General features: G+C 66.2%; 17 protein-coding genes and 1 pseudogene. 3 read left to right on the plus strand and 15 right to left on the minus strand.

The features are described 5' to 3' along the window. Window positions 1-10: 10 nt before the first annotated feature. A complete protein-coding gene (locus ARTSIC4J27_RS02675) occupies window positions 11-2,188 on the minus strand; it encodes a transglycosylase domain-containing protein (protein ID WP_050053725.1) in 2,178 nt (725 codons plus the stop codon). Between the two features lie 178 nt (window positions 2,189-2,366). Between ARTSIC4J27_RS02675 and ARTSIC4J27_RS02680 the strand changes: the two genes are divergently transcribed. Continuing rightward, window positions 2,367-3,002, plus strand: a complete 636-nt coding sequence (locus ARTSIC4J27_RS02680; protein ID WP_050053669.1) for a PadR family transcriptional regulator — start codon at window positions 2,367-2,369, stop codon at window positions 3,000-3,002. Window positions 3,003-3,008: 6 nt separating this feature from the next. On the opposite strand, the gene ARTSIC4J27_RS02685 is transcribed toward ARTSIC4J27_RS02680, so the two are convergent. The 3 genes from ARTSIC4J27_RS02685 to ARTSIC4J27_RS02695 form a co-directional block, all read right to left on the minus strand. After that, entirely contained in the window at window positions 3,009-4,364 is a 1,356-nt protein-coding gene (locus ARTSIC4J27_RS02685; protein WP_050053670.1) for an ammonium transporter, read from the minus strand. 348 nt (window positions 4,365-4,712) lie between these two features. Continuing rightward, window positions 4,713-5,507, minus strand: a complete 795-nt coding sequence (locus ARTSIC4J27_RS02690) for a carbon-nitrogen hydrolase family protein (RefSeq protein WP_050053671.1) — start codon at window positions 5,505-5,507, stop codon at window positions 4,713-4,715. Between the two features lie 78 nt (window positions 5,508-5,585). Beyond that, window positions 5,586-5,822 (minus strand): DUF2630 family protein, encoded by a 237-nt coding sequence (locus tag ARTSIC4J27_RS02695; RefSeq protein ID WP_050053726.1) that lies wholly within the window; start codon window positions 5,820-5,822, stop codon window positions 5,586-5,588. Window positions 5,823-5,877: 55 nt separating this feature from the next. Here ARTSIC4J27_RS02695 and ARTSIC4J27_RS02700 point away from each other — a divergent pair, with 55 nt between their 5' ends. Next, window positions 5,878-6,276: a hypothetical protein gene (locus ARTSIC4J27_RS02700; protein ID WP_050053672.1), complete on the plus strand. Its 399-nt coding sequence runs from the start codon at window positions 5,878-5,880 to the stop codon at window positions 6,274-6,276. An 18-nt stretch (window positions 6,277-6,294) separates the two neighbouring features. Here ARTSIC4J27_RS02700 and ARTSIC4J27_RS02705 read toward each other — a convergent pair whose 3' ends face one another. The 3 genes from ARTSIC4J27_RS02705 to lhgO are packed head-to-tail and all read right to left on the minus strand — an operon-like array spanning window position 6,295 to window position 8,297. Continuing rightward, complete coding sequence (locus ARTSIC4J27_RS02705; protein ID WP_050053673.1) at window positions 6,295-6,630, minus strand: DUF202 domain-containing protein; 336 nt, start codon at window positions 6,628-6,630, stop codon at window positions 6,295-6,297. Window positions 6,631-6,634: 4 nt separating this feature from the next. Then, window positions 6,635-7,039 (minus strand): YidH family protein, encoded by a 405-nt coding sequence (locus ARTSIC4J27_RS02710; RefSeq protein ID WP_050053674.1) that lies wholly within the window; start codon window positions 7,037-7,039, stop codon window positions 6,635-6,637. Between the two features lie 43 nt (window positions 7,040-7,082). After that, on the minus strand, window positions 7,083-8,297 hold the full coding sequence (lhgO, locus tag ARTSIC4J27_RS02715) for an L-2-hydroxyglutarate oxidase (protein ID WP_050053675.1): 1,215 nt from the start codon (window positions 8,295-8,297) through the stop codon (window positions 7,083-7,085). Between the two features lie 186 nt (window positions 8,298-8,483). Here lhgO and ARTSIC4J27_RS22020 point away from each other — a divergent pair. Then, window positions 8,484-8,744: pseudogene (locus tag ARTSIC4J27_RS22020) on the plus strand (LLM class flavin-dependent oxidoreductase); the annotation flags it as partial. A gap of 77 nt (window positions 8,745-8,821) precedes the next feature. Here ARTSIC4J27_RS22020 and ARTSIC4J27_RS02725 read toward each other — a convergent pair. The 8 genes from ARTSIC4J27_RS02725 to ARTSIC4J27_RS02760 all read right to left on the minus strand — a co-directional run bounded on the left by ARTSIC4J27_RS02725 (window position 8,822) and on the right by ARTSIC4J27_RS02760 (window position 12,857). Further along, window positions 8,822-9,034 carry a hypothetical protein gene (locus ARTSIC4J27_RS02725; protein WP_050053677.1) on the minus strand — a complete coding sequence of 71 codons (213 nt, stop codon included), beginning with the start codon at window positions 9,032-9,034 and terminating at the stop codon, window positions 8,822-8,824. Continuing rightward, window positions 9,034-9,318 (minus strand): hypothetical protein, encoded by a 285-nt coding sequence (locus ARTSIC4J27_RS02730; protein WP_050053678.1) that lies wholly within the window; start codon window positions 9,316-9,318, stop codon window positions 9,034-9,036. The genes ARTSIC4J27_RS02725 and ARTSIC4J27_RS02730 overlap by 1 nt, the downstream gene beginning before the upstream one ends. Window positions 9,319-9,422: 104 nt before the next feature. After that, window positions 9,423-10,214, minus strand: coding sequence for a DnaJ-like cysteine-rich domain-containing protein (locus ARTSIC4J27_RS02735; RefSeq protein ID WP_152683757.1), 792 nt, complete (start codon window positions 10,212-10,214; stop codon window positions 9,423-9,425). 219 nt (window positions 10,215-10,433) lie between these two features. Then, complete coding sequence (locus ARTSIC4J27_RS02740) at window positions 10,434-11,024, minus strand: SprT-like domain-containing protein (RefSeq protein ID WP_050053680.1); 591 nt, start codon at window positions 11,022-11,024, stop codon at window positions 10,434-10,436. Between the two features lie 48 nt (window positions 11,025-11,072). Beyond that, complete coding sequence (locus tag ARTSIC4J27_RS02745) at window positions 11,073-11,468, minus strand: helix-turn-helix domain-containing protein (RefSeq protein WP_050053681.1); 396 nt, start codon at window positions 11,466-11,468, stop codon at window positions 11,073-11,075. Then, complete coding sequence (locus ARTSIC4J27_RS23375) at window positions 11,468-11,686, minus strand: hypothetical protein (protein ID WP_050053682.1); 219 nt, start codon at window positions 11,684-11,686, stop codon at window positions 11,468-11,470. Before ARTSIC4J27_RS23375 ends, ARTSIC4J27_RS02745 begins: the two co-directional genes overlap by 1 nt. Window positions 11,687-11,718: 32 nt before the next feature. Next, window positions 11,719-11,985, minus strand: coding sequence for a hypothetical protein (locus ARTSIC4J27_RS02755; RefSeq protein WP_152683758.1), 267 nt, complete (start codon window positions 11,983-11,985; stop codon window positions 11,719-11,721). Window positions 11,986-12,044: 59 nt separating this feature from the next. Continuing rightward, window positions 12,045-12,857, minus strand: coding sequence for a hypothetical protein (locus ARTSIC4J27_RS02760; RefSeq protein ID WP_050053684.1), 813 nt, complete (start codon window positions 12,855-12,857; stop codon window positions 12,045-12,047). Window positions 12,858-12,926 lie beyond the last annotated feature (69 nt).

Genomic DNA, 12,926 nt, shown 5'->3' on the forward strand with positions numbered 1-12,926 from the left:
GGGACGGAGGTTACCGGCTGGGGGTGGGTGAAGGATTGGAGCCCATCATGGCAGGAGGAGGCGGCGGGAATGGTGCAGCCGGGTAGAGCGGAGCCACGTTCACCATGTAGTTCGCCCACTGCGGCCCGGCGATCATGTAGCCGTCAAGCCGCGGGTAGAAGGTTCCGTTGACAGTGACGTTCTGGCCGGACCGTTTCTGGCCTTCCAGTGCGTCGCCGAAGAAGGAGGCGGTTGAGAGTCCGGAGGTGTAACCCACCACCCAGGTGGACCCGTTGTTGTTCGACGTGCCTGTTTTGGCTGCCGCAGGAACCTTGTCGTGCACCTTCGGGTTGATCCAGACGCCAGAGCCCTTCTTCAGGACATCCTGCAGCACATTGTTGACCCCGCGGGCCACATCGGGTTTGACCGCATCCCGGCATTCGGTGGACTGCGCCGGCAGCTTGCCGCCGCTGGCATCGGTGATATCCAGCAGCGCGATGGGGTTGCAGTAGCGGCCGTCGTTGGCGAAGGTGGCAAAGGCGTTGGCCATGTGCAGGGGGGCCACTCCGGTTGCGCCCAGCAGGTTGCCCAGTTGATGCATGTTGATGGGTGAGCCGTCCAGGCCGCTGTGGAGGCCCACTGTATCCACCATCTTCTGGATCCCGCAGAAGTCCAGTTGGGTAGCGGAGGCGAAAGTGGCAGTGTTGATCGAGTTGTACAGCCCGTAATTCACGGCCATCTTCCGGTAGAAGCCTTCTTCCGCGTTCTGCAGGTCGTCGGCGGCGCCCAGCTCAGGATTGTTCTGTGCGGTGCTGTAGGCGCCCAACACCTTCCCGCAACTGGAGCGCCAAGGGAATCCCAAAGGGTAAACCCGCCGCGAGGCGTCAACTTCGGCGGTGATGGTCTTGCCCTCGTTCAGCCACTGAGCGAATGTAAAAGGCTTCATGGTGGACCCGGTCTGGAACCCGCCGGCACCGTTCAGGTCGTTGCCCTGGGGATCCTTCGAGTCCACGTTGAAGTTCAACTGTGTATCGAACTTGCCCGGCTCGGGCAGGAAGACAGTGTTCTGGGCCATCGCCAGGATCTTGCCGGTTCCCGGTTGGATGCTGACCAGGGCAGCGCCCCAGCGGTCCGGGTTGGCCCCTGCCGTTCCGTCCACCTGCGCCTGGGCCGCCGCCTGCAGCCTGCTGTCCAGCGTGGTGGTGATGGTGAGCCCGCCCCGGTAGAGCTTCCGTTCCCGTTCAGTCGGGTTGGGCCCGAACGCCGGGTTGTTCAGGATGAGGTGTGAAATGTAGTCGCAGAAATACGGCGCCATGGAGGCGTTCGCGCAGCCCTGCCGCTGCGGGCTGACCTTCAGCTCGATCGGCGCGGCAACAGCCTCATCATGCTCTTGCTGGTTGATCTTCTCCAGCCGGAGCATCTCGCCGAGCACCTGGTTGCGGCGGGTCAGCGAGTTCTCCGGGTTGATCGCCGGATTGTAGAACGTGGGGCTGTTGACGAGACCGGCCAGGAGCGCAGCCTGTGGAAGGGTCAGGTCCTTGGCGGTAGTGCTGAAGAAGTACCGTGCTGCTGCTTCCACGCCGTAGGCGTCACTGTTGAAAAACACGATGTTCAGGTAGCCCTCGAGGATCTGGTCCTTGCTGTACTTCTTCTCCAGCGCGACGGCGAGCTTCATCTCCCGCAGTTTGTCACCGATGTCTTTTTGCCCGCTCAGGATCACCTCATCCGGCCTGTCCTGGGACAGCCGCGCCTCGTTGATCACATTCGTGACGTACTGCTGGGTGATGGTGGAGGCACCCTGCTGGTCACCCTTGGTCAGGTTCGCCACCACCGCCCGCAGGATCCCCTGCGGATCCAAGCCGGCATGTTCGTAGAAGCGGCTGTCTTCGATGGCAATGACAGCGTCTTTGATGTGGGGCGACATCTGGTCCAGCGGGATCCGGACGCGGTTCTCGGCATAGAAGGTGGCAATGGGCTGGCCGTCGGAGGTGAGGACTTTGGTGGATTGCGACGGCGGCTGGACGGTCAGTTCCTCCGGCAGGCTGTCGAAAAACCCGATGGAGGTGCTGACTCCGAATCCGGCCGCCGCGACTGCCGGGACCACCAGGCTGGCGGCCAGTACACCGCACATCACACTCGCTGCGAGGAATCCCAGGATCCTTCCCAGGGCAGAACCGCCACGGCGCTTGCGCTTCTTTTTCTTCGCCATTTTCCAGCCCTCGAGCTTGAAGAGTGCCACAAGACTACGTCCGCCGCGACGCGTGATCCAGAGGATGGAAGGTCATGATTTGATGAAGTCTTCTATTGACTCGGCGATAGTTAACGACATATCGTTAGCTATCGCCGAAGAAGCGGCGACAACTAGGCAATGAAAGGAAGATGCCACGATGAAAGGCACTTCGGAAGAAAATTTCCCCGGCCAGCAGCATGGCAGGGGCAGGTTTGAACGCGGCCGTGGAAGGCGCGGACCGCACGGGCACCGGGGCGGGGGCTTCGGACCCGGTTTCGGCGGGGGATTCGGCCCCGGTTTTGGCGGCCCCGGACCAGGCTTTGGCCCCGGCTTCGGGCCCGGTTTTGGCCGTGGCCCCCGCAGGGCCAGCAGGGGCGACGTCCGCTCCGCCATCCTCTCGCTCCTGGCCGAATCACCCTCGAATGGTTACGGGTTGATCAAGGCCATCGCGGAAAAGACCGACGGCGCCTGGCGGCCAAGTCCCGGATCGATCTACCCCACGCTGCAGCAGCTGGTCGATGAGGAACTCATCACGCCGCTCAGCGAAGGCCGCGGGACGGAGTTCTCGCTCACGGATGCCGGAAGGGCCTGGGTGGAAGAACATGCTGAGGAATTGGCGAACGCCTGGAACGCCGGACCTGAAAGCCCGGACCGGGACTTCCACCAGAGCATCGGGAAGCTGATGGCCGCCATCCACCAGTTCCGGAGCGGTGTCACCCAGGAGCAGCGGGCTGCTGCGATCGAGAAGCTGGACGAGACCCGCCGCGCGCTCTACAAGATCCTGGCGGACTGACGGGGCTCAGGCGAAGGAGTCTTCCTTGGCCTGCCGCTGGGGCAGGGTTTCGCCGGCACCGGAAGCGGCTTCGGGCAGAGCGTGCGTTTCTTCCGCGGCGTGCGGAACGGCGTGGTTCAGCGGGCGGAAGCCTCCACCGATTTCCCCGAAGGCATATGCGCTCTCGGCGTGCTCGGCCAGGTCCACACCTGCGGTCTCTGCCTCGCTGCTGACCCGGAAGCCGATGGTCTTGTTGATGGCCCGGCCAATAATCAAGGTACCGAACCCGGAGAGCAGCAACGTGATAACCACGGCCACGGTCTGGGCAATGAGCTGCTGGACGCCGCCGCCGTAGAACAGCCCGCCGCCCTGGCCCTCCAGCGGGAGGGCGATGAAGCCAAGCGCCAGGGTGCCGATGAGTCCGGCACCCAAGTGGACGCCCACTACGTCAAGCGAGTCGTCCAGGCCAAACCGGTACTTGAGGTCCACGAAGACGGCGCAGGCGGCACCGGCAACCAGGCCCAAGCCGATAGCGGCCACTGGGCTGATGTTGGCGCAGGAAGGGGTGATGGCAACCAGGCCGGCCACAACACCGGATGCTGCGCCGAGCGAAGTGGGGTGGCCGTGGCGGATCTTCTCCGTGACCAGCCAGCTGAGCATGGCGGCAGCGGGGGTCACCAGGGTGTTGATCCAGATCAGGCCGGCCTGTTCCGCGGAAGTGGCCGCGCCGCCGTTGAAGCCGAACCAGCCGAACCAGAGGATGGCGGCGCCCAGCATGATGAAGGGGACGTTGTGCGGGCGGTGGTTCGGATCCTTGGCGAAACCGTGGCGCTGGCCAACGATCACGGCAAGGACCAGGGCCGCGGTGCCAGAGCTGATTTCCACTACTGCGCCGCCGGCAAAGTCGATCACCTGGCCAAAAACAGCGGTGACGGCTCCGCCGGCGCTCATCAGCCCGCCGCCCCAGATCATGTAAGCGAGCGGACAGTAGACCACCGTGATCCAGATGGGGACAAACAGGGCCCAAGCGCCGAATTTGGCGCGGTCAGCGATCGCACCGCTGATCAGGGCCACCGTGATGATCGCGAACGTGGCACTGTAGCCGGCCTTAATCAGGTCGGGCGAACCCATCAGGTTCTGCAGGCCGAAGTTGGCGAAGGGATTGCCGAAGAGGCCGAGCACGCCGTCGCCGGTGGTCATGGAGTAGCCCCACAGGACCCAGACCACGCCGACAATGCCGGCGGAGATGAAGCTCATCATGATCATGTTCAGGGCCGCCTTTGCCCGCGTCATGCCGCCGTAGAAGAGGCCGAGCCCGGGCGTCATCAGCAGTACCATCGCGGCCGAAATCATCAGCCAGACATGTTGGGCAGAAATCTCCACCTGAAGGTCCCTTCGCAATTGCGCCTCGAAGCGGGGCGCTCTTGCAGGCCCTCGCATTTCCCCCGCAGTCCATCCTTCGCGGTTCGTGTTTCGGGAAGCGCCCGTGAAAGTTGCGCCCGCGTTACAGAAACGGCCTTTGTGTGAAGTCGCCGTGTCGGCAATGTTTCAGGTATGTAAACAGGCGCCATCGATGCGGGATGGAGGGGTGCGTGAATGGGCAGGAAAACCGCGAGGAGCCAGGGTGACCGAAGGGACGGAAGGTGAGATACCGCCGTCGTACCTAAATCCGTGAAGATTTCAGGGCCGTGAACAGAGACTCACCCTCGGGGCGCAATCTCCGAAGAGGGATCAGAACTGCCGGGCGTTCGCCAGCACGGGGAGCTTGGCGCGGACGTCGTCCACCATTGCGGGATCAATGTCGACGACGGAGAGTTCCGGCTTGCCGCCCAGCGCCACTATCGCAGAGCCCAGGGGAGTGATGACGGCGCTGTGGCCGATGCCGGTGGGAGCTGTGCCTGCGGGGCCGGCGCCGATGGTTTCGGGGTCACCTTGGCCGCAGGCCACCACAAAAGTGGTGCTGTCCAGGGCCCGGGCCCTCACCAGGAGGTCCCACTGTTCCGCCTTGCCCTCCCCGGCTCCCCAGGAGGCGCAGACGATGTTCACCTGTGCACCCGCACGGGCGTTGGCGATGAACAGGGCAGGAAAGCGGACGTCGTAACAGGTGGCCAGGCCAAACACTGTGCCGTTGACCTCGAAGGTCACCGGGTCGGTTCCGGCGTCCACGGTCCGGGACTCCTGGAAGCCGAAGGCGTCGAAGAGGTGCACTTTGTCGTAGGACGTGTCCACGCCCGGGCCGGTGACCAGCAGGGTGTTGCGGACACGGCCGTCCTTCCCCGGGGTGAACATCCCGGCCACGATGGCGATGCCCAGTTCGCCGGCCAGGGCGCGGACCTTCCCCGCCCAGGGACCGGTGAGCGGTTCCGCGATGCCCTTCAGGGAGTGGCCGAAGGAGCGCATGGCAGCCTCGGGGAACACCACCAGATCCGCCCCGGCTGCTTTCGCCTGGGTGGCGTAGTCCCGGATCAGCTCCAGGTTGGCTGCAGGGTCTGCGCTGCTGATGATCTGGGCGATTGCTAGACGCAAGGGAAGCTCCGTTCTGTGGGCATGCCGGTACCACTCTGGCGCAACATTACCGCCAGAGGGAAAGGGAACAGATACGGCCTACTGCTTGTAGCCCTCGACTTCGCTGACGGGCCGGGCTTCGGCGTCGTTGGGGTTCTCGCCGGACTCCGCTTTGGCCCGGCGCTGGCGGAGCAGGTCCCAGCACTGGTCCAGCCGTTCTTCAACCTGCCGGAGCCGGGCCCGGTCCGGTGCCTGGCCGTCGCCGGATCCCCCGCGGAGGGTGTGTTCCTCCTCCACCAGGGCCTGGATGCGGGCCAAAAGATCTTCGTCGTTCATGTCTTCCCCTTCCGCAGCAACGTTTCCCTCAGCGTACGCCTGTACCATCAAATCCATGCCCACTGTGCTCGATATGGCAGGTCCGATTCTGGAAATGCTCACCTGGTTGTGCCTGCCCGCAGGGCTGGGCCTGCTCTTCTACACGGGCTTCCTGCGCCGCTTTGTACACCCGTGGGATGTGGCCGAGGCTGTGGTGTATTCGGACACCACCGGCGTGGGTTTCCGCTGGTTCGACCGCAAGTACCAGGTGCACCACGCGCCCATGTCGCCGCATGACATCAAGGACATGGCTGTGGGGGATACCCTTCCTATCTACTACCACCCCAAGCGGCCCACGCAGTGGCAGACGGCAGTGCCGGAGGAACCCGCCAGGACAGCTGCCGTGCTGGGCCGTTGCCTCACCGCGATTGGTGCCGTTGCGCTGCTCGCAGGTTTTGTCCTGCCCATGTTCTAGGGGCCTGGGCCGCTGGTGCTACCCGGCGAGGACCACGCCGATGCCCAGACCACCCAGCGCGACCCCCGCAAAAGCGGTCCACAGCACTGCGGTGATGTCGGCGTCGAGCTTTTCCCTCGAAAGGCCGCGGGACCTGGCGCTGTAGCGGTGCCGCTGCGTCGCGTAGATGGCCAGCGCGGCGGCTGCCGATATCCCGAACAGCAAAAGGATGGGCAGGCCGTGCCGGGGGAGCCAGCGCAGGAAGATGGCGCTGACCGTCACCAGTGCCAGTACGGTCCTGCCCCACGCGAGGGTGGTCCGCTCCGGCTGCAGGCCGGGGTCGCCGTGGCTGCCGGCAGGGCGGGACGCGGCCATGGGGTCAGCGCCAGAGGATAAAGATCAGTACGACGGCGGCGGCCACCGCGCCTGCCCCGGCCAGCAGCGGCACGATGAGCGGCAGCGGCAGCGGGGCCTTGTTGCGCATGCTGCGCTCCACGCGCAGCCACCGCACGGCAGAGCCTGCGCTGAGCAGCATCCCCAGCAGGAGCAGGACCACCGCGAGGCCCTTCCGGACGGGCTCCAGGAAAAGATCGGCCGTGAACGCCTCGATGGCGATGCCGCCGGCCAGCAGCGCAAGCGACGTCCGGATCCACGCAAGGAAAGTACGCTCGTTGGCAAGGGTGAACCGCGGGTCCGGTTCCACGCCCCCGGGAAGCAGCCGCTCAGCGATTCTCCCGCGCGACGGCGGCTTCCCGGCATTGGCAGGCTGGTCGCTGTTGGTCACGGTGCCAGTCTAGCCACCGGCCCGTGGCCTCTGCGCTCACAGCCTAGGCTGTGCGCAGCAGCACAGCCTTCGACGCCAGGTGGCCGCCGATGGGCAGCGCAGCCGTGGCCGCGGGCGAAGGCGCGTTCAGGACGTGGATCATCCGGGGCGTCTCGGCCAGGAGGAAATCGTGGATGAGCGTGCCGTCGCGGCGGACCGCCTGCGCCCGGATGCCCGCCTCATACGGCAGGAGGTCCTCCTTGGCCAGGCCGGGCGCGTATTTCCGGCATTCCTGCAGGTAGCTGCCCTTGAACAAGGAGTTCCGGACTTCGCGGACAGCGGTACGGGCATGCTCCCGGGCCACATGCCAGAGGCCCGGGAACCTCAGGTACCGGCCCACATCCTGGAGGTCCACCGAGAACTTGGGGTATCCCTCCCGGGACAGGCCCAGCACGGCGTTCGGTCCCACTGTGATGGTGCCGGCCACGGTGGGGGTGAGGTGGACGCCCAGGAAGGGCAGGGCGGGATCCGGGACCGGGTAGATCAGGTGCCGGACATAGCTGGATTTATCTGGCGGTAGCTCAAAGTACTCGCCGCGGAAGGGGATGATCTGCACGTCGATGTCCACGCCCGCGAGCTCCGCCAGCCGGTCCGACTGCAGCCCGGCGCAGGCCACAAGTTTGCCGCAGCTGTAGCGGTTATCGGAGGTGCCAACCTTAACCCTGTCCGCGTGCTCGCTGATGGCGGTGACCCTTGCCCCGGTAATGACCTGTCCGCCTGCGGCGGTGATGAGCGCAGCCAGCTTCCGGGCCACTGCCCTGTAATCAACAATGCCCGTGCTCGGAATGAAGAGGCCCGCAAACCCGGAGACGTTGGGCTCCCGCCGCCGCAGCTCAGGCTGGTCAAGCCGCTCGCACTCCAGGCCGTGGATGCCGGCCCGCGCTTCCAGCTGGTCCAGCCGTTCCTGCTCCAGGGCAGTGGTGGCGACGAGCAGCTTGCCCGGTTCCTGGAACGGAATGCCGTGCTCCCGGCAGAACTCCTTTGTCTGTTGTGCGCCGGCCTTGCTGAAGCGGGCTTTGAGGCTGTCCGGGGCGTAGTAGATGCCGGAGTGGATTACCCCGCTGTTGTGGCCGGTCTGGTGCGCGGCGAGTGTATCCGCCGCCTCCAGCAGGATCAGTGACGCCCCGGGCTCCTTGCACAGCAACTGGTAGGCGGTGGCCAGCCCCACTATGCCGCCGCCGATAATGCAGTAGTCCGCATGCTCCACAAGTCCGCCCATCTGCTTACGTTCTCCGGCCGCGAAGGGGGCCGGCAGTTCCTGCAATTCTGGCAACACCATCCGCGCCCCGGCCAGCGTAAGCGGTACTCGATTATTCCGGACCTGCCGCACCGCGTGGCGCTCAGCGGAACCGGCGGCAGAAGAGCTGCAGGGAATTCCCTGCGCCCCACGCCGGTTACGGGAGTCATGGAGCGCATCGGATTCCTTTCATTCGGCCACTGGGGCCCTGGCCAGGGTTCACAGACCCGGACGGCCGCGGACGCCCTCCTCCAGGCCATCGACCTTGCTGTCGCCGCGGAAGAGCTGGGAGTGGACGGAGCGTTTTTCCGGGTCCACCACTTCGCCCGCCAGCAGGCATCGCCGTTCCCGCTCCTGTCCGCCATCGGCGCCCGCACCAGCCGGATCGAAATCGGCACCGGCGTGATTGACATGCGGTACGAAAACCCATAGCTTCATTTTGAGCGTGTCGCGGCCCGCTCCAGGGCACGAAAAAGCCCCCCAGCGAGTCGCTGAGGGGCTTTCGTTTATGAGTCGCCCAGGAGGGCAGTATGGGCGGCCAGCTTCGCGGCCAGGGCGTCCAGGGAGTCGGCGCGGAAGACGATCTCCGCGACGTGCTGGACTTCCCGCGTGGGAGGCGCCGGAGGCTGAGGGCGCCGGTCATAGGGCGCCGAGGCGTCGCTGAAGACGACCTCCTCGACGACGAGCCGGGCCGTGAAGTGATTCTTCCGGGCGGCCATTACGCCTCCTTCCGGACGTCGCCGACGAGGGCGTGAAAGCCCAGGCCGACGTTTACGGCGTTCGCCGCCGTCGTCGCGACCTGGGCGACCTGGGCGAGGGGCTCGCTCGTCGTGATCCTGGCGGAGCGGCGGGCGACTAGCTGGGAGCCGAAGAGGCGCGGCCCCCGGATCTCGACGACGACGTGAGCGGGGACGTCGAGATCGAGCTTCACGCGGTAGAAGAGCTTTCCGGGGAGCTCCGGCGCTCCAGCGGCGACGAGGTCCTTATACGAGATAGCGGCCATTGTGGCGATCCTTTCGGTTAGTGGTGACGGAGGAGAGGGCCAGCGGCGCGCGTCCTGCTCAGGGCAAAAGAAAAGCCCCTCCAGGAGGAGGGGCGGGGCCGGAGCTAGTCGGCCAGGCGGCGGGCCTTCGTCGGCCGCTTGAAGAAGCCGAAGCTCTCGTCGTCCTGGCTCTTCTCGACCGTGGCCGTGAAGGCGACGCGATCGCCGCGCTCCAGGACGCCGTCCAGGCCGCGAGGGACGGAGCCCCAGACCTTGAAGCCGTCGACCTCGACGAGCATCTTCAGCGTCGCGTTTCCGTAGCCGAAGGGGCTCTCCTGCCACTTCGTCGAGACGATCGAGCCCTGGATCTCGTAGCGGCCTTCCTGGACCGGGCGCTTCGCGGCTTCGCGGGCCTCCAGGCGCTCGATCGCCGGGACGACGGCCGCAAGCTGGCCTTCCGTCAGGAAGCCGACGCCGTTCTCGATCCGGTCCAGGAGCTCCGCCAGGAAGGCGTCCTTCGGGGCGTAAGCCTTCAGGACGGCGATCGTCGCGGCGTGCTCCTCGCGGAAGGCTTCGCGGGCGGCGTCCGCCTCCTGGCGGGCCAGGACGAGCTCCGCCTGGCGCTTCGCTTCGCGGCGGGCCGTCGCGCGGCGGGAGGAGACGAGGAAGGAGTATTCTCCGGAGCCGCCGCACTGGAAGCAGAAGCGGTCAATATCGTTGCCGCGCTGGACCGTGACGCGGCCCCAGTCGATCACGCCGCGACCGGAGCACTTGCCGCAAGTCTCGACGATCCGGTCGGAGCCCTTACGGCCAGGGAAGGGCTCGACGTAGAAGTCGGCGGCGGCGGGGGCTTCGAGCGTTGCGGTCATTTTGAACTCCTTCGGTAGTGGCTGGCTTGTGTAAACAGTGTAAGTCACGAAAGACGACTTACGCAAGTCGAGACACGAAGAAGCCCCCAGCTTGTGCCGGGGGCTTCGGGATCAGCGGCGGCGCCAGGGTTGGGCGACGACCTGGCGCCAGGACTCGACGCCGGTAAAGACGACGAGGGCGAGGAGGAGAGCGGTCACGGAGGGCTCCTTTCGAGGGCCGGAGGAGGGAAGCGAGGCGCCCAGGGCGGACGCCTCGCGGAGGGCGCCTTACGCTTCGACCATGCGCTCCTCGTGGCAAGGGCAGATAGGGGCGCCGAACTCTTCGAGCCACTGGCGCGTCATGCGGGCCTTGTAGCCGGAGCCCTCCGCGCACTCGACTTTCATCATGCGGGTCGTCTGCTTCTTCGGGCCGTCGGCGCCCTGGGCGTTCGCGAGGGCGGCGTGAGGGTACTCGCCGAGCTCCTCGACGATCTCTTCGAGCTTCGCCTTCAGGTCGTCGCCCGCGACCGTCGCCGTCATTTTGCCCTCCAGGCCGAGAGCCTTCGCGATCTTCGCGAAGCGGCCCTTGTGGCCGCTCTGGCAGTCGTCGACCGCGTGGACGAGCTCGTGAGTCAGGACGTCCAGGACGCGGACGGCGTCGTCCAGGACTGGCGAGATAAACAGCTGGGCGACCTTGTCAGCGGAAGCGCCGGTCGCCCAGCACTGGCCGATCACGGAGTTTTTGCGGCCGTTGCCGCCAGGCCAGCCGACGGAGACGCGGACGGTCGGGACCTTCTCGCCGAGCTCCTCGAAGAGCGGCGTCAGGGCGGCGACAGCGGCGACGAGCCATTCTTCGCGGGTCTGGAACTTTGCGGTCATTGTGACTCCTTCAGGTCTGGGGCGGTGTGCCTTGCTTGTGTAAACAGTCTAAGCCACGAAAGACGACTTACGCAAGTCGGACGCGGAAAGAGCGTAATTTGCCTTCGCGACGTCCTCCCGGAACCAACGAAGGCGGCGCGTGTAGTCGATCGCTTCGGCCTTCGTCCACTGGCGGCCAGGCCAGCGGCGCCGGAGCGTCTCCATATCGACGCCGATCGTCCGGTGGATCTCTTTAAAGCTCCAGCCGTCCGCCAGGGCCTCCTCGACCCTGGCGACCGTCTCAGGGGCCAGGGCGGGCGCCGGGCGCGAGAGCCCGAGGGACTTCCGGACGCGGGCGACGGTCGAGACGGCGACGCCGAAGTGAGCGGCGAGCTCCTGGAGGCTCCAGCCCGCCTCGTCCAGGCGGGCGAACTCCTCGCGGTCGACCTTGCGGCGGGCGGGCATTACGCCTCCCAGGGAGCCGAGGAGCTCCCAAGCATGACGTGACGATAGCCTTCGGCCGTCCCGGCGTAACGGGTCGTGCGCCGGTAGGACTTCCCGGCATAGACGCCGTTCTCCGGGACGTCGGCCCAATCCTCGCGCTCAATGACTACGGTCAGGTAGCGACCGGCGTCGATCTTCGAGGAGCGGGCGGATATTTCGGTTACGGTCTTCGCGGCCATTGAGGCGGTCCTTTCGGTAGTAGGGGAAGGGGCTAGGCGGCCAGGCCGAGACGGCGGGCCGTGGCGCGGGATACGCGCATGACCTTGACGACGTCGCCGTCGCCGAAGGTGTTCGTCGCGAACGCGACGTCGACCAGGCGCGGGACGCTCGTCTCGTAGACGTCGCCGGTAAGACGGGCGTAGCCGTCCTCCAGGGCCTCGAAGAGGTCCTTGTTAGAGGTAACGGGGCGGAAGGTCTTCGCGGCGGTCATTCTGGGCTCCTTCGGTAGCGGCTGGCTCGTGTAAACAGTGTAAGCCACGAGCGGCGCCTTACGCAAGTCGGCGGGGGAGGAGCGAGGAGCTCCTCCCCAGGGAGGGCCTAGAGGCTTGCGTCGGCCGGGATCTCCCAGCCGTTGCGGCGGTACTCCTTGACCTTCGCGGCGAACTTCTTCGCCAGGATCGCCTCGACGGAGTAGCCCTCGACGGCGGCGGCGATAGCTTCGGCGATCGTTTTCGCGGCGGCCAGGTCTTCAGCGGCCAGGCCGTCCAGGTGCTCGCGGTGCGAGGCGTCAGCGGCGGCCATGTAGCGGCGGGAGACAACGTTTTCGATCTTCCAGCCGATCTCGTTTTCGGCGGCGCGCTGAGTCTTGAAGACCTTCTTCCCGACGACGATCTTCGCGGCTTCAGCGGCGACCTTCTTCGCGGCGCGGGCGGCGGCTTCGGCCTCGCGAGCCTCGCGCTCCTCGACGAGCGCCGGGATACGGGTCGGGCGATCGACCGGGGCGGACGGGAAGCAGACAGTGCAAGCGACCTCGCCCGCGATCTCGACGATCTCCTTCTCGTCGGCGCCGGAGTATTCCGGGAGGAGCCCCGTCGGCGTCGACCAGCGGAGCGTCGAGCAGTGGAAGCCCCGGTGAAGGTGGCCGCCAGGGACCAGGACGAAGCGGGACCAGTTGCCAGCGGCGGCGATCGCCTCCAGGGGAGCGGCTTCAGCCTTCAGGGCCGCGACCTTCGCCTGGGCGGTCCCCAGGGCGACCTCGCGGGCCTGGCGGTAGTAGTCGCCGCGAGCCTTCGAGACTTCCTTCCGGATGCCCTCGACGCGGGCCTCCCAGAGGGCGATCTCGCGGAGGAGCGGCAGGAGGGCGGCGTCGGTCGTGGCGGCGATCGTGCGGAGGGCTTCGGCGGTGGTCATTGTGACTCCTTCGGTCGGTGGGCTTGCCGTGTGTAAACAGTCTAAGCCACGCAAAACGACTTACGCAAG

The sequence above is a fragment of the Pseudarthrobacter siccitolerans genome (assembly GCF_001046895.1).
Taxonomy (GTDB): Bacteria; Actinomycetota; Actinomycetes; order Actinomycetales; family Micrococcaceae; genus Arthrobacter; species Arthrobacter siccitolerans.